21 protein-coding genes are annotated in these 14,639 nt (G+C 71.6%); 2 read left to right on the top strand and 19 right to left on the bottom strand.

Annotation, left to right across the window (positions count from 1 at the left end):
- Positions 1 to 41: 41 nt before the first annotated feature.
- From AXK60_RS18140 to AXK60_RS18080, 13 genes are all read right to left on the bottom strand, one after another.
- On the bottom strand, positions 42 to 338 hold the full coding sequence (locus AXK60_RS18140; RefSeq protein ID WP_068573302.1) for a WXG100 family type VII secretion target: 297 nt from the start codon (positions 336 to 338) through the stop codon (positions 42 to 44).
- Between the two features lie 26 nt (positions 339 to 364).
- Entirely contained in the window at positions 365 to 676 is a 312-nt protein-coding gene (locus AXK60_RS18135; protein ID WP_068573300.1) for a WXG100 family type VII secretion target, read from the bottom strand.
- A 69-nt stretch (positions 677 to 745) separates the two neighbouring features.
- Entirely contained in the window at positions 746 to 1,489 is a 744-nt protein-coding gene (locus AXK60_RS18130) for an ESX secretion-associated protein EspG (protein ID WP_068573298.1), read from the bottom strand.
- Positions 1,486 to 2,436 (bottom strand): PPE domain-containing protein, encoded by a 951-nt coding sequence (locus AXK60_RS18125; RefSeq protein ID WP_068573296.1) that lies wholly within the window; start codon positions 2,434 to 2,436, stop codon positions 1,486 to 1,488. The genes AXK60_RS18130 and AXK60_RS18125 overlap by 4 nt, the downstream gene beginning before the upstream one ends.
- 2 nt (positions 2,437 to 2,438) lie before the next feature.
- Positions 2,439 to 2,750, bottom strand: coding sequence for a PE domain-containing protein (locus AXK60_RS27135; RefSeq protein ID WP_068573294.1), 312 nt, complete (start codon positions 2,748 to 2,750; stop codon positions 2,439 to 2,441).
- 70 nt (positions 2,751 to 2,820) lie between these two features.
- Positions 2,821 to 4,215, bottom strand: a complete 1,395-nt coding sequence (locus tag AXK60_RS18115) for a WXG100 family type VII secretion target (protein ID WP_068573292.1) — start codon at positions 4,213 to 4,215, stop codon at positions 2,821 to 2,823.
- Positions 4,216 to 4,218: 3 nt separating this feature from the next.
- On the bottom strand, positions 4,219 to 4,518 hold the full coding sequence (locus AXK60_RS18110; protein WP_331710562.1) for a hypothetical protein: 300 nt from the start codon (positions 4,516 to 4,518) through the stop codon (positions 4,219 to 4,221).
- A 116-nt stretch (positions 4,519 to 4,634) separates the two neighbouring features.
- On the bottom strand, positions 4,635 to 4,934 hold the full coding sequence (locus AXK60_RS18105; protein ID WP_068573288.1) for a YbaB/EbfC family nucleoid-associated protein: 300 nt from the start codon (positions 4,932 to 4,934) through the stop codon (positions 4,635 to 4,637).
- A 4-nt stretch (positions 4,935 to 4,938) separates the two neighbouring features.
- Positions 4,939 to 5,232, bottom strand: coding sequence for a hypothetical protein (locus AXK60_RS18100; RefSeq protein ID WP_068573287.1), 294 nt, complete (start codon positions 5,230 to 5,232; stop codon positions 4,939 to 4,941).
- A gap of 17 nt (positions 5,233 to 5,249) precedes the next feature.
- On the bottom strand, positions 5,250 to 6,458 hold the full coding sequence (locus AXK60_RS18095; protein ID WP_068573284.1) for a type VII secretion-associated protein: 1,209 nt from the start codon (positions 6,456 to 6,458) through the stop codon (positions 5,250 to 5,252).
- Positions 6,459 to 6,468: 10 nt separating this feature from the next.
- Entirely contained in the window at positions 6,469 to 7,113 is a 645-nt protein-coding gene (locus tag AXK60_RS18090) for a DedA family protein (protein ID WP_068573283.1), read from the bottom strand.
- Positions 7,114 to 7,182: 69 nt separating this feature from the next.
- Positions 7,183 to 8,010 (bottom strand): tRNA pseudouridine(38-40) synthase TruA, encoded by an 828-nt coding sequence (truA, locus tag AXK60_RS18085; protein ID WP_068573281.1) that lies wholly within the window; start codon positions 8,008 to 8,010, stop codon positions 7,183 to 7,185.
- A complete protein-coding gene (locus AXK60_RS18080) occupies positions 8,007 to 8,888 on the bottom strand; it encodes a TetR/AcrR family transcriptional regulator (protein ID WP_068573279.1) in 882 nt (293 codons plus the stop codon). The genes truA and AXK60_RS18080 overlap by 4 nt, the downstream gene beginning before the upstream one ends.
- Positions 8,889 to 8,981: 93 nt before the next feature.
- On the opposite strand from AXK60_RS18080, the gene AXK60_RS18075 reads away from it, so the two are divergent.
- Positions 8,982 to 10,169 carry an FAD-dependent monooxygenase gene (locus AXK60_RS18075; protein WP_068573277.1) on the top strand — a complete coding sequence of 396 codons (1,188 nt, stop codon included), beginning with the start codon at positions 8,982 to 8,984 and terminating at the stop codon, positions 10,167 to 10,169.
- Between the two features lie 98 nt (positions 10,170 to 10,267).
- Entirely contained in the window at positions 10,268 to 10,729 is a 462-nt protein-coding gene (locus AXK60_RS18070; RefSeq protein ID WP_068573275.1) for an SRPBCC domain-containing protein, read from the top strand.
- Between the two features lie 130 nt (positions 10,730 to 10,859).
- On the opposite strand, the gene rplQ is transcribed toward AXK60_RS18070, so the two are convergent.
- From rplQ to rpmJ, 6 genes are all read right to left on the bottom strand, one after another.
- Complete coding sequence (gene rplQ / locus AXK60_RS18065; RefSeq protein ID WP_068573273.1) at positions 10,860 to 11,567, bottom strand: 50S ribosomal protein L17, sunset domain variant; 708 nt, start codon at positions 11,565 to 11,567, stop codon at positions 10,860 to 10,862.
- Positions 11,568 to 11,601: 34 nt separating this feature from the next.
- Entirely contained in the window at positions 11,602 to 12,660 is a 1,059-nt protein-coding gene (locus AXK60_RS18060; protein WP_068573271.1) for a DNA-directed RNA polymerase subunit alpha, read from the bottom strand.
- Positions 12,661 to 12,746: 86 nt separating this feature from the next.
- Positions 12,747 to 13,352 carry a 30S ribosomal protein S4 gene (gene rpsD, locus AXK60_RS18055; protein WP_068573269.1) on the bottom strand — a complete coding sequence of 202 codons (606 nt, stop codon included), beginning with the start codon at positions 13,350 to 13,352 and terminating at the stop codon, positions 12,747 to 12,749.
- 21 nt (positions 13,353 to 13,373) lie between these two features.
- Positions 13,374 to 13,787 carry a 30S ribosomal protein S11 gene (gene rpsK / locus AXK60_RS18050; protein WP_068573267.1) on the bottom strand — a complete coding sequence of 138 codons (414 nt, stop codon included), beginning with the start codon at positions 13,785 to 13,787 and terminating at the stop codon, positions 13,374 to 13,376.
- Positions 13,787 to 14,158 carry a 30S ribosomal protein S13 gene (gene rpsM / locus AXK60_RS18045; protein WP_068522639.1) on the bottom strand — a complete coding sequence of 124 codons (372 nt, stop codon included), beginning with the start codon at positions 14,156 to 14,158 and terminating at the stop codon, positions 13,787 to 13,789. The genes rpsK and rpsM overlap by 1 nt, the downstream gene beginning before the upstream one ends.
- A 183-nt stretch (positions 14,159 to 14,341) precedes the next feature.
- The gene (gene rpmJ / locus AXK60_RS18040) at positions 14,342 to 14,455 is read right to left on the bottom strand and encodes a 50S ribosomal protein L36 (protein WP_013127970.1); all 114 of its coding nucleotides are present in this window, start codon (positions 14,453 to 14,455) and stop codon (positions 14,342 to 14,344) included.
- Between the last annotated feature and the right edge of the window lie 184 nt (positions 14,456 to 14,639).

Here is a 14,639-nt window from a genome sequence, read left to right as displayed (position 1 = left end):
CGGCGACCGAGCGGTCGCCGGGCCCCGTCGCCGCTTCCGAGCTAGGTCTGCCAGCCCTGCGCGGCCTGCGCGTTGGTCGTCTGCATCGACTGGACCGCGTTCTCGGCTGCCGTCTTGACGCGGGTCAACAGCGAGGTGATCTCCTCGAAGCCCGAGTTCCACTTCGTCTGCACCGCCTGATAGGCGGTCGCGGAATCCGGGTCCTCCCAGGCGCCCTCGAACTTCTTCTGCTCCGCGACGATGCTCTCCGCCTGTTGGAGCAGCACCGTCGTGCGGGTGGTGATGTCGTCGAGCGCGCCGCGGATGGTGGCGTAGTCGTACCGGATGTAGTCACTCATGATGTTCCCCCTGTGTCGTTGTCTGATCAGACGTTCAGCACGCCGCCGAAGCCCGCGTTGATGTCGGAGACGTTCTGTTCCTCCTGCGCGCCGTAGCTGGCGGTGTTGTTCGTGAGCATCGTGCTGATGTCGTTGAGCGCGGTGTTGATCTTGGCCGCGCTCTCGTCCCAGCGCGCCATCACGCCGAGGAACGCCACCTGCGCCGCACCGGCCCAGACCCCCTGCGTGGCCTCCACGTCGCCCCGCAACTGCCCGAGCGTCCCCTTCATCTGCGCGCCGAGGTCGTCCAGCGTCCCGGCGCCGGTCTTCATCGCCGCGAGTTCGGCCTTGGTCGTCATGTCGTACTCCTCCCCGCCGGACGTGCCGGCACGTCGCGACCCGCACCGGTCGGCGCGAGCCGTCCCCGGTCACGGCGTCCAGCCGCCCCCCGGAAGTTCTTCGCAGGCACTCCGCAACGCCCTGCCGATCCGATGCGTGCTCCCCTCGGCCACCGCCATGAACGCTCCGGCGCCGGACCCGCCCGCTGTGCGGACGACGACGCGGCCGCTGGGCGCGTCGATCACCGCGACCACGCCCGCGCACCGGGACTCGCCCGCGTGCACCGTGAACTCGACACTGCGCCGCGAGCGCGTGAACACCTTCGCGATCAGCCGCGCGGGATCCGCCGCGACCCCGATCGCCCGAAGTCCTGCGGCGACGGCGGACGCCTCCCCCGCGGACAACGCCTCCATACCCGCCGCGGCGGGCAAGCACGCCGCGACAGCGGGATCCGCGGGCACACCCGCGCCGAGCAGCGGCGCGACGAGCACGCCCAGCCGGTCCGCGGAGCCGTCGCAGTGCGGCAGGTCGACGGTGGCGGTACCCGCGCTGCGGATCACCCGCGCTGTGCTGAGTCCCGAACGGGCCAGACACAGCCGTGATCCCAGTGCATCGGACGAACGGCCCTCGATCCGCACCTGCGGCGCGGCGAGCACGCCCAGGGCCGCCAGCTCGTCGTCGTCCAGGCCGTCGTCCTGCTCCGCCTGCGCTGGTCGGCCGAGCGCCGGCTCGTCGGAATCGACGGTGCGCCTCGGGTCCGGCGGCGTCCACAGCACCGGGGGTACCTCGGTACCGAACCGTGCCCTCAGCGCGGCGACCGCGTGCGCGCTCACAGCTCCTCCACCAGGCTCTCGCCGTGGGCGCCGAGCACCGCGGGCGCGGCGTGCACCACGAAGGCGTCGGGAGCGTCCTCGTCACCCGCGGAGGGCATGGCGCCCGGAGTGTGGGTGACCGCGTGCTTCGCACCGGCACCGGCCGCCGCGCCCATCAGGCCGGCGGGCATCATCGGTACGCCGCGCCCACCCGTGGCGGTCGTGTTCGCCGCGGCGGCCGGACGTGTGCCGGTACCCGCCTGATCGCGCTGGAGCGCGCTCGCCGGGAACGCGGAGAGCGGCGCGGCCGGGACCCCGACACCACCTGCGCCGCGGCCCGCTCCCGAACCGGAGCCGGAGCGCTTGTCCCTAGCGGGCTTCTCGCGCCCCGCGTCCGTCTTCGGTGGCGGCGCGAAGTCCCAGGGCACCCGCAGTGGCTCCGCGGCGCGCTCGAAGCCCACCATCACGGCGGAAGCCGTGCCGTGCGCGTCCTGCTCGGCCCGTTCGGCGTCCACCGCGGCACCGACCAGTGCCGCCACCGCGGGCTCCGCACCGCCGGCGTCCGCCGCGGCACGAGTGTTCTCCCGGTCCGTGCGCATCCGCGTGGCGTCCGCCACCGAGGGCATCGCCCGAGATGCGGTCTCGTAGGCGGACGCCTGGCCCGCGAGCTTCGCGGCGTACTCCGCGAGGTCGGCCGCATGCCGCGCCAACCAGCGCGCGTACTCCGGGAGCGGGCCGGTGCGCCGGGCCTCCGTGTCCGAGCGCCCCGTGTCCACGGCACCGTCGAGCTGCACGACGAGCCGGTCTAGCTGGACTGCGGCGGCGCCGTACGCGGACGCGAGCCGCGCCGTCTCCTGCGCGGCGGCGGTGAGCGGCTGTGCGCCGGCACCGCCCAACAATTCGCTCGCTAGCCGCTCGGTGGGACGGGAGTACCATTCGACGCCGGTGAAACCCGGATCGCGCGGCACCGTCAGACCGCCAGACCGACGACCGCCGCGAGCTCCCCGTCCCTGCGTTGGACGGCCGAGACATGGCCGCTCACCGCCTGGCCGAGCCTGCGCAGCTCGGCGGTGGACGTCTCCGCGGCGCGGGACTGGGCCTCCCCCATCCGGCGAGCGGTGTTCGCCACCGCCACCGACACCTCGTCCCTCCCCGTGGCCGGCGGCGCCGCGTGTGCCGCGAACCGCTGCTGCGCCCCGGTGAGGTCCTCGACGATCCGCTCGATGCCGCGGGCGATCTCCCGCGCCTCCCGCGGATCCATGCTGAGCCTGGTACCTGTCATGGTCGTGCACTCCCCCCGAAGTTCTTCCCTCATTCATTAGACGCACCGACTCCCGGTACGGTTCCGCCTGTTACAGGCGCAGTTCGACATCGGGCCCGGCAAGGTCGGCGGACGGCGATGCGTCGCCCACCACCTGGGGCCCGACCAACGGCAGATCCCCGAGTACCTCCTCCCCGTTGCCGCTGGTGACGAGGTAGTCGGGCACGGAGTGGTCCGCGCCGGTGGCACGCGCGCCCGACGCGCCGGCCGCACCCATCGGCATCATGCCGCCGCCCATCCCGGTGCGCGTGAGCACCTCCGAGGCGGGCACCGTGCGCGCGCCGCCGTCGACGACAGGGGTGCGCGCCGCCGGCGTTCCCGAACTCGGTTGCGCCAGAGTGGCGGACGCCGCGCCAATACCGGCGCCGGTGAGGCCGACGCCTCCCCCGCCTCCGCCCGCACCCACGCCGCTGCCGGTACCAATACCAGCGCCGGTGGTGGCCACCGGGAACGCGTCCCGGTCCGCGTCCGGCGCGCCGGCATCCTCGGACTCCGTGGTCGACTCCGCCAGGCCGCCGACCGCCTCCGCCGCCGAGCCCGCCAGGCCCACGGCTGTTTTCACGGCACCCGAGACCGTGTCGGTGGCGAGCTTCGCCACGCCCGTGAGAGCACCCGTGACCGCGGAGACCACGCCGGGGACGATCGACGCGGCGGCCTGCGCCGCGGTCGTCGCCGCGGTCATCGGCGGCGACGCCACCGGGACCTTGCGGCCCGCGGCGCCCACCTGCGCGCTGAGCCCCGAGAGCTGACTCTTCGTGCGCGCCACCACCTCCGTCGCGTGCGCGAGGTGCTCCTCGGCGGCCGCCACCGCCGCGGCCTGCCCGGGCGGAAGCCACAGCGACGGCCCGAGCGCCGCGATCACCGACATGAACGAGTCGATGATCGCCTGCAGCTCGGCCTCGCCCGTGCCGACGACGGTGGCGGCCTCGCCGACGGCCGTGGACAACTCCGCGCCCTGTTCGGCGGCCAGGCCCGTGCCGGTCGCGGCCTGGAGCCCCTTGCCCGTGGCCGCCGTCGCGGCGGGCCCCTGCCACACCGACGCGAGCTGCCCGATGGCCTGCATCCCCGTCGACACGCCCTGCTCGAGCGCCTTCGACGCCCCGGACAACGCCGCCGACGGGTCCAGCCCGCTGAAGCTGCCGGAACCGAAGGTGGACAACAGATCCGTCATGGGTTTCACCAGGCCCGCCACGTCGAAGCCCGGGAACTCCGGCGCCTCCGGCACGCCCTTCGGGGCGGGCGGCAGCTCCTGCTGCGGAGGCTTCTCCGGCGCCGTGGGCACCGGGGGCAGACCGAGCGCGGCGAGGACCTCGTTCACGGGCCGGTCGAGCAGCGCCCGGATGGCGGGGTCCAGCCCGGTATCCGTGCCCCCTCCCGCTCCCGTTCCGCCGACCGCCCCGGCACCCGGAGCCACTGGATCGGCCATGGCCTACAGCACCGCCGAGGTCAGCCCCGCGACGTTCGCCACCTCCGTGGCGCCGTACGCCGCGACGGTGGCCGACGACGACGCCGCGATCCCGCCGTACAGCACCGCCAGCTCCGCGACCGACTCGACATGGACCGCCTGCGCCGCGGTGAACGCCGCGAGGAAATCCTGCCCGATCAGCCCCAAGGCCGGGTTCAGCGCCGCGACATTGGCCGCCGCATCCACCGACCCCGCCGTCGCGACCGCCACCCCGATGCCGGCGTTGGCGGCGCCGAACGCCGCGATCGCCGAATTGACCGCCATGAACATGTCTCTCCCCCATCGTGTTCCCGGGGCCCGGTGCGCGAGGCCCTCATCAATTGGACGCACCAGCTCGGGAATCGGATCCCGAAATCTTCCTCCGCCCCGGCGCGTGGTCCTCAGCCGGCGATATCGGCATGGAAGCGCTCCATGACCGCGCCGCGGCGGGCCGCGACCTCCCGCGCCGCGACGGCGCAGACGTCGACGATGCGTCGGCCGAGCACGGCACCGTCGGACCGGCAGGCCGCAGGCGCGAGCGTGAGGCCGACCAGGGCGCACACCCCGTCCAGCTCCACGCGAATGGCGCCGTCCGGGCTGGACACGGCGACCCGGAGGTCGTCGAGCTCGATCCTGGTGCGGCGCAGCACCCGCAGCTGCTCGTGCGCGCGGGCCTCGATGCGGTCCATCTCCTCGCTCATCGGCTCAGACCCGCCGCAGCCACGTGCCGACCGCGTCGTCCGGCCGCTCCTGCGGCGCCGGCGGGTCGGGCAGGCGCATCGCCCGCAGCACCTCCTCGGCGACGCCGGCGCGTTCGAGTTCGGCGCGGCGCCGGAGCCCGGCCGTGGTGGCGGCGTCGCGGCACAGCCGGACGATCGCATCCGCGAGATCCTGCGGCTCGCGGCGCAGTTCGGTCCGCTCGATGGCGATGTGCAGCGGCGTGCCCTGGTCGTTCGCGCGCACCCGCAGCCCACCGTTCGTCGATGTGGCGATGGTCATCTCTCCCCCTTCATGATTCATTCCTCCCGCACGGTGCCGACGGCGCGCTCACACGCGCCCGCCAGCGGTGCCGCCGTACGCCCGGCCTCACAACCCACGCTGAGCTGCGCCGCCCCCGCGACGACCACGTACCAGTCCACGAACCGTTCCGCATCGAGCTGTTCGCGGTAGCCGATCACCTCCCGCCCCGCGACCCGCGCGGCCGGATTCAAGTCGGTGATCCTGCGGTCGCCGCGCCGGGCGAGGGCCGCTTCGAGATCCGCCGCCACCGCCGCGGTGTCCGACGGTGCCCGCAGGCGGGTCCGCACCACGGTGACGCGGCGGCCGTCGCCGGCCTGCGCGAGGCGACGCCCCGGCGCGGGTTCGGTGAGCGCCCAGCCCTGCGGGAGGTCGACGACGGCACCGTCGAAGGCGACGCGGACGAAGGTCTCCGCAGGTGGCACGGGACGCTCGGGCGCCGACGGCGGTGTCCCGGGCAGGCACGCCACCGCACCGACGGCGATCACCCCGACGGTCCCGGCGCCGGCGGTGATCAGCGGCCAGCGCCGGAAATGTGCGGTCGTTCGTCTCGGCGATTCTTCAGACGGACGACCGCACATTCGCGCCACCGCCTCCCGCGGCGGCGCGGCGAGAGCCGCGAGCACCTCCGCCGGGTCCGTCCGGACCACGCGCCAGAGCTTCTCCGCGGCGAGCGCGGCGCGGACGGCTTCGTACACCTCCGGCGGACCGTCGACGAGGGCCTGATCGACCCGCTCGTCGAGGACCGCCCGCACCGCCCGCACCGGATCCGGGTGCGACGAGGCGGCGACGGGAAGCCAGGCACCGTCGGCGGATTCGAGGACGTGAGCCTGCGCGACCGGACCGCGGCACTCGAGAACCAGGGCCCGCCGGCAATCGAGGAGGCCGATCGCGCGGACGACCGCCTCGGCCCGCGGGAGCACCTCCGCCGCGACGCCGAGGGATCCCGCGGCCGCCGCGAGGAGACTCCGCCGCGGTGCGCCGAAGACGCTGGGCGCCAGCACCGTCCAGAAGCGCGACGGCGCGCTGCCGCTCGCCGCATCGGCGAGCCACTGCGCCCACCGGCGGGTCGTCTCGGCGGGCGCCGCGAACTCGCCCGTGGCCGCCGGAGCGGCCAGGGCGTGCACGGCACCGTCGGGCCCGTGTACGTACCATTCATCCCCCGCGCAATCGATGAGAATGCGCGCCGGGTCCCCCAACCCGATCATGCGAGGGAGGTTAGCGCGCGGCGGTCTCCTGCGGAGCCGGTTCCGCGGATTCACGCTTGCGGGCGCGGCGGCGGGTGATCACGGTGACGGCGATCGGGATGATAATCGTCAGCGCCGAGCCGATGAACAGCACCTCGAGATGGTCGCGCAGCAGCGGGATCCCGCCGAGGAAATAGCCGAGCAGCACGATGCCGTCGCACCACAGGATCGAGCCCAACACCGAGAACAGCGTGAACCTGCGGTGATCCATCTTCGAGAACCCCGCCAACACCGGGACCAGCGTGCGGACGATGCCGATGAACCGGGCGAAGAGCACCGTGAACGGGCCGTACCTGTCGAAGAAGGCGTAGGTCTTGTCCACCGGGTCCTGACCGATGAAGCGCATGACCCTGCCGCGCATCACCTTCGGCCCTGCGTACCGACCGAGGGCGTAGCCGCACTGGTCGCCGAGGATCGCCGCGATCGGCAGGAACAGCAGCAACTGCCACAGGTGGGCGAAGGGCTGCGGCTGCGCCGCGAAGATGCCGGCGGTGAACAGGATCGAATCGCCCGGGAAGACGAACCCCACCAGCAGACCGGTCTCGATGAAGATCAGCAGTACCAGGCCGATCAGGCCCGCGGAACCGAGGAAGCCGGTGACGTCGAAGGGGTTCACATCACCCGAGTATCCACGCGGTGAGCGTCGCGATCATGAACTGCGGGCGAACGGCTCCGCAACCTGTCGTCAGTCGCCGCAGCAGCCGCCCGCGTGGGCGTCCACCTCACGCTTGTCCCGCGTGGCGAGGTTGCGCGCCGCGAGCTCGTGGTCCGCGGGGTAGTCGACGCGCACCAGCGTCAGGCCGCAGGCCGCGGCCACGTTGATCGCACTCGAACGCTCGCGCTCGTCGAGGAGCCCGGCGACCCAGTCGGCGGACCGTCGGCCCTCCCCGACCGCGGCGACGGCGCCGACGAGGGAACGGACCATCGACCAGCAGAAGGCATCGGCGGAGACCTGCGCGGTGCAGACCCCGTCGGCGTCCTGCGACCAGGAGAAGCGCTGCAGTTCGCGGACCGTCGTCGCGCCCTCGCGGCGGCGGCAGAAGGCGGCGAAGTCGTGCAGGCCCAACAGCGCATCGCTCGCCGCCTGCATCCGACCCAGGTCGACGGGCCGACGCCAGGGCGCGGTGTCGCGGGCGCGCAACGGGTTCGCGCCGAAGGGGGCGTCGGTGAGGCGGTACTCGTAATGTCTGCGCAGCGCGGAGAACCGGGCGTCGAAGTCCGCGGGGGCGACACCGACCGCGGTGACCCGCACGTCCTGCGGGAGCATGCGCGCGAGGCGGCGCACCAGGCCGTCAGGGATCACCACCGGGTCCGGCAGGTCGAAGTGGGCCACCTGGCCCGTGGCGTGCACGCCCGCGTCGGTGCGGCCCGCGACAGTGAGCTGCACGGCGGTCCGCAGCACCGTCGAGAGGTTCTCCTCCAGCACGCCGCACACCGTGCGCAGTCCGGGCTGGCGGGCCCAGCCGCTGAAGTCGGTGCCGTCGTAGGCGATGTCGAGGCGGTAGCGAGTCATAGCGGTTGCGATTTTACCGCCGCGGCCAGACCGTCCAGGTAGCGCGTCAGCGCGGTGTCGAGCAGCACGTCGGCATCGTAGGGGTAGCTCGTGTGCAGCATCTCCGCCATCGTCGGGAAGCGGTCGGCGGGCGCCGCTGCGCGCAGCTCGCCCAGCTGGGTGTCGATCCACTCGTCCTCGGTGACGCCCGTGGCGGCTCGATCGGCCAGCTCCGGCTCGATCGTCGCGCCCAGGCCCCGCACCAGGTTCAGCAGGCACAGGTACTCCGTGAACGCCGCGCGCGGTTCCAGGCCGGCGGAGCGGAGCGCGCCCAGCAGGTGCTCCGACATCGGCATCGCACCGGGCATCACCGACGGCCGGGTCATCGACATCGCGGCCGCCAGCCACGGGTGGGCCTTCATGGTCTCCCACAGGGCACGGAGGAGCGCCTCGACGTCCTCCCGCCAGTCGGCGGTGCGCGGCGGCAGCTCCAGCTCGCCCAGCACCCGGTCCAACATCGCGGCCTGCAGTTCCTCACTGCTGGGGACGTAGCGGTAGACGGCCATCGTGGGGATGTCGAGCGCCGCCGCGAGCCGGCGCATCGAAACCGCCTGCAGCGACTCCTCGTCGGCGATGGCGATGGCGGCGGCGAGGACGGTGTCCCGGGTGGGCTCGGCCGGGCGCGGACGCCCCGGAGCGAGCACGACGCTGCCCCTGCCGGGCGCGGAATCCACCAGGCCGTCGGCCTGCAGCCGGGCCAGCACCCGGGTGGCCGTACCCATCGCGACGCCGTGATCGCGCATGATCGCCCGGGTCGACGGTGCCCGGTCCCCCGGCCGCAGCCGACCCGCTGCGATGCGCTCGCGGAGCACCGCGGCGATCTCCTCGGCGCGATTCACGCCGCCGCCCGGAGCGGTGCACTAGTGCACTTCTTCGTTCTTCCCACGTCAACACTGTAGCGTGATGCACTCGATACGGCGTACCTTCGCATCATGAATCAGCTACGAATCCTCATCAGCGGCGCCTCCATCGCCGGTCCCGCCGCAGCCCTCCTCCTCGCCCGCCAGGGACACCGCGTCACGATCGTCGAACGCGCGCCGTCGCTCCGGGCGGGCGGCCAGACCGTCGACCTGCGGGGCGCCGGCCGCACCGTGATCGACCGGCTCGGCCTCGGCCCGGCCACCACCGAGCGGCTGCTGGATCAGCGCGGCATCGTCAAGGTCGACGATCGCGGCCGGCGCGGCGCGAACATGCCCGTCGAGGCCTTCGGCGGCAACGGCGTCGTCTCCACCCACGAGATCCTGCGCGGCGACCTCGCCGAGGTCCTCGTCGGCGCCGTCCCCGACGACGTCGAGTACCTGTGGGACGACACCGTCACCGCGATCACGCAGGACGGGAACCGCGCGCACGTCGAATTCGAATCCGCGCCGGCCCGGGAGTTCGACCTCGTCATCGGGGCCGACGGTCTCGGCTCGGCCGTGCGGCGCGCCGCCTTCGGGCCCGACGGAGACGCCCTGCGCCCCATCGGCCTGCGATACGCCTGGTTCACCGCCGCCATCGACGAGGACACCCGGGGCTGGTACCTCATGCACACCGCCCGCCGGGGCCGCGTGGTCTCGGTGCGACCGTCGCGCACCGACGGCACCGTCAAGGCAGGTCTCGCGATCCGCGGCACCGACGCGCGCCGACTGAGCCGCGAGGAGCAGTTCGCGCTGTTCGAGCGGGAGTTCGCCGACATCGGCTGGGTCGCCCCGCAACTGCTGCACGCCATGCGCACCGCCGACGACTGGGCGTACCAGGACCTCGCGCAGGTCACGCTCGACTCGTGGACCCGCGGCCGCGTCGCCCTCGTCGGCGACGCCGGGTACTGCCCCACCCCGCTCACGGGGCTGGGCACCACCCTCGCGCTCGTGGGAGCGTACGTGCTCGCCGGGGAGCTCGAGCGCGCTGATGGTGACGTGCCCGCCGCGCTCGCGCGGTACGACGCCGTGATGCGGCCCTTCATCGGCCCGGCACAGGAGTTGCCGCCCGGCAGCCCGTCCGGGTTCGCACCGATGGGACGGCTCGGCATCGCGCTGGGCGACCTCACCTACCGGACCGCCACGAGGTGGCCGATGCGGCTGGTCTGGGCGGCGCAGTTCGACAAGGCCGACGGCATCGACCTGCCGGCGTACGCCTGAGGCTGTTCACGATGTCGGGTTCTGCGGCGGTCCAGCCGCAGTTCTCCGCACCCGGATGCCGCAGAACTCGATATCGTGAGCGGCGTACCGTCGGGACGATGACCGATACCTCCCAGACCGTCACCGTGGCCACCGATCTCCCGCCCGCCGTGCTGTTCGCGGCGCTGGCCCGCCCCGCGGTGCACGCCGCCGCCGACGGGTCCGGCATGCTGCGCGGCGTCTCCGCCGACAGCCCCGAGACGATCACGGGCGTCGGCGACGTCTTCGGGATGGAGATGACCGCCGAGGACGGGCGCGAGTACTCGGTGGACAACCACGTGACCGCGTTCGAACCGGAGCGCCGCATCGCGTGGCTGCCCGCCGGGCGCGGCAGACCGCCCGTCGGGGTGGAGTGGACCTGGACCTTCGAACCGCAGGACGCCGGCACCGTCGTCTCCGTGACCTGCGACTGGTCGCGCGTGACGGACGAGGCCTACCTCGCGCGGTTCACGCTGCCGCGGGTCTCCGCGGAGAAGGTACGGCGCACCGTCGACGCCGTGATCGCGACGACCCGTACCTGACCCGAGGGTAGGTAGCACCGGGCGCAGAAGAAGTCGCAGGTCGGCACATGGGCCAACACTGTTGAGTCAGAAAGCACGGAACCCGCCGCACCGAAGGGTGCGACGGGTTCCGTGGGTGAAGCGTGGGTGACTACTCCGAGTCGGAGGCGTCCTCCTGCTGCGACTTCGGCAGCGAGTAACCCGCAGCCTCGGCCGAAGCGTCGTCGGCGAACCAGATCTCGGCGACCGTCGACTCGAAGAAGCGGGTACCGGGGCGGTGGTACAGCTTCGAATCGGCGTTGCCCTTGATCGGGAAGCCCTCGGGAGCCTCGTTGACGTCCTCGAGCGGCGCGTGCGCGCCGGCGGGGAGGTCCGAGCCCTCAGCCGAATCCTCGGCCGGAGCCTCGGTCTCGACGATCTCCGCAGCCTCGACGGCGGCGGACTTGGCAGCGGCCTGCGAGGCGGCGACGCGGGTTGCGCGCGCGCCCTCGGTGGCGGCGAGCTGCTCGGTCACGATCTCGATGACGGCCATGGGGGCGTTGTCGCCCTTGCGGTTCTCCGTCTTGATGATCCGGGTGTAACCGCCCTGACGGTCGGCGACCGCCGGAGCGATCTCCGCGAACAGCACGTGCACGACGTCCTTGTTGCGGATCTCCTTCATGACCTCGCGGCGGTTGGCCAGCTTGCCGTGCTTGGCATGGCTGATCAGCTTCTCCGCGTAGGGACGCAGGCGCTTGGCGCGGGACTCGGTGGTCTCGATGCGGCCGTGCTCGAAGAGCGCGGTCGCGAGGTTCGCCAGAATGTGCTTCTGGTGCGAGGCCGAGCCGCCCATCCGGGCGCCCTTAGTGGGCCTAGGCATTGTTTCTCCTGTGGGTGTTTACGAGCTCTTCAGCTCAGAGCTGCTCGGTCTCGGCGTAGTCCTGATCGCCATCGGCGTCGCCCGAGAACGACGCCTCGTCGCTCCAGGTACCGGTGGCCGGGTCGTATCCGTCGACCTGCGACGGATCGAACGACGCGGGGCTGTCCTTGAGGGCCAGACCCAGCGTGTGCAGCTTGACCTTGACCTCGTCGATCGACTTCTGACCGAAGTTGCGGATGTCGAGAAGATCGGACTCGGTGCGGGCCACGAGCTCGCCCACGGTGTGCACACCCTCGCGCTTGAGGCAGTTGTACGAGCGCACCGTCAGGTCGAGGTCCTCGATCGGCAGCGAGAACGCCGCGATGTGGTCGGCCTCGGCCGGCGACGGCCCGATCTCGATGCCCTCGGCCTCGACGTTGAGCTCGCGCGCCAGGCCGAACAGCTCGACCAGGGTCTTGCCGGCCGAAGCCAGCGCGTCCCGCGCGGTCATCGAGTTCTTGGTCTCGACGTCCAGGATCAGGCGATCGAAGTCGGTGCGCTGCTCGACACGGGTGGCCTCGACCTTGTAGGTCACCTTCAGCACGGGCGAGTAGATCGAGTCGACCGGGATGCGGCCGATCTCGGCGCCCGACGCCTTGTTCTGCACGGCCGGCACGTAACCGCGGCCCCGCTCGACGACGAGCTCGATCTCGAGCTTGCCCTTGTCGTTCAGGGTGGCGATGTGCAGGTCGGGGTTGTGGACGGTGACCGACGCCGGGGGGACGATGTCGCCCGCGGTGACGGCGCCCGGACCCTGCTTGCGCACGTACATGGTGACCGGCTCGTCATCCTCCGACGAGACGACCAGGCCCTTGAGGTTCAGGATGATGTCGGTGACATCCTCCTTCACGCCGGGGACCGTGGTGAACTCGTGCAGCACGCCGTCGATGCGGATGCTGGTCACGGCCGCGCCCGGGATGGACGACAGCAGCGTGCGGCGGAGCGAGTTGCCCAGCGTGTAACCGAAGCCCGGCTCCAGCGGCTCGATGATGAACTTCGAGCGCGCCTCGGAGATGACCTCTTCGCTGAGAGTGGGTCGCTGCGAGATGAGCATTGAGTGATTCCTTCTCTCTGGGCGTCCGCTATTTGACGCCCGTTAACAGGTCGCCGGCGGCGAATCCGCCGGCGACCGTGCAGTGCTTACTTCGAGTAGTACTCGACGATGAGCTGCTCCTGGAAGGGCACGACGATCTGCTCACGCTCGGGCACGCGGTGCACGAGGATGCGCAGGGTCGACGGAACCACCTGGAGCCATGCCGGAGCGGTGCGCTCGGCAGCGGTCTCACGCGCGATCTGGAACGGCGTGGTGCCCAGCGACTTCGGGCGCACGTCGATGATGTCGTACTGCGAGACGCGGTACGAGGGAACATCCACGCGGACGCCGTTCACCGTGAAGTGACCGTGGGTCACCAGCTGGCGGGCCTGACGGCGGGTGCGCGCCAGGCCGGCGCGGTACACGACGTTGTCGAGGCGGGTCTCGAGGATCTGCAGCAGGGCGTCACCGGTCTTACCGGTGGCGGCCTTCGCCTCCTTGTAGTAGCGGGAGAACTGCTTCTCCATCACGCCGTACATGAAGCGAGCCTTCTGCTTCTCCTTGAGCTGCAGGAGGTACTCGGACTCCTTGATCCGCGCGCGGCCGTGCTGGCCGGGCGGGTACGGACGACGCTCGAACGCCTCAGAGCCGCCGACGAGGTCGACGCCCAGACGACGGGACTTACGGGTGACAGGGCCGGTATAACGAGCCATGGTTTCTCTCTCCTACCTTCCCTAGACCCGACGCCGCTTGGGCGGACGGCAGCCGTTGTGCGGCTGCGGCGTCACGTCGGAAATGGTGCCCACCTCGAGGCCGGCGGCCTGCAGCGAACGGATGGCGGTCTCGCGACCCGAACCCGGGCCCTTGACGAAGACGTCGACCTTCTTGACGCCGTTCTCCTGCGCCTTGCGGGCAGCGTTCTCGGCGGCGAGCTGCGCGGCGAACGGGGTGCTCTTCCGCGAACCCTTGAAGCCGACGTGGCCCGAGGAGGCCCAGCTGATCACGTTGCCGTTGGGGTCGGTGATCGAGACGATCGTGTTGTTGAACGTGCTCTTGATGTGCGCGTGGCCGTGCGGAACGTTCTTCTTTTCGCGACGACGCGATGCGCCCTTCTTCGCGCCGGTGGCGGCGCGCGACTTCGGAGGCATTACTTCTTCTTTCCGGCGATGGTCTTCTTCGGACCCTTACGGGTGCGAGCGTTGGTCTTGGTGCGCTGGCCACGCACGGGCAGGCCACGACGGTGGCGGATGCCCTGGTAGCACTGGATCTCGATCTTGCGACGAATGTCGGCCTGCACCTCGCGGCGCAGGTCACCCTCGACCTTGTAGTCCGTGCCCTCGATGAAGTCGCGGAGCTTGGTCAGATCCTCGTCGCTGAGGTCCTTGCTACGCAGATCCGGGCTCACACCGGTCTCGGCGAGAATCTCAGTCGCGCGGGTACGGCCGATGCCGTAGATGTAGGTCAGTGCGATCTCCATGCGCTTCTCGCGCGGGAGGTCGACACCCATGAGACGTGCCATTCTTGGCGGTTTCCTTTTCTCGTTCGGAGGTCTGCTCCCCGCCCGTCCTCGCTGGTTCCGGCGCTTTCACGCCGGCCGAGGCCCCGGCCTCCGAGCCGGGGGTCCCACAGGGGCCGTATGCCCCCGCTGGTGCGGAGAGGTCATCAAAGAGTTCCAAGCGGCGAACCGCTCGAAGCGCGGTGACTAGCCCTGACGCTGCTTGTGACGCAGGTTGTCGCAGATCACCATGACCCGACCGTTACGGCGGATCACCTTGCACTTCTCGCAGATCGGCTTGACGCTGGGGTTGACCTTCACGTCAGTCCTATCCAGTTGTTCCGTGTTTTTCCACGCCGCACCGGGTATCCGGAACAGCGCCACGACACGCACGACGAAGTCGCGCACGCACGCGATGATCCAGTGTACGCTGCGCGCGCCGCGCTCCCAAATCCGCTGCCGAGCGGCCGCCCGTGCTAGCCTCAGGCGCACACGTGACATGCAC

The sequence above is a fragment of the Tsukamurella pseudospumae genome (assembly GCF_001575195.1).
Lineage (GTDB): Bacteria > Actinomycetota > Actinomycetes > Mycobacteriales > Mycobacteriaceae > Tsukamurella > Tsukamurella pseudospumae.
Note: the sequence above shows the minus strand (reverse complement) of the source record. Positions and strands in the feature narration are given on the sequence as shown.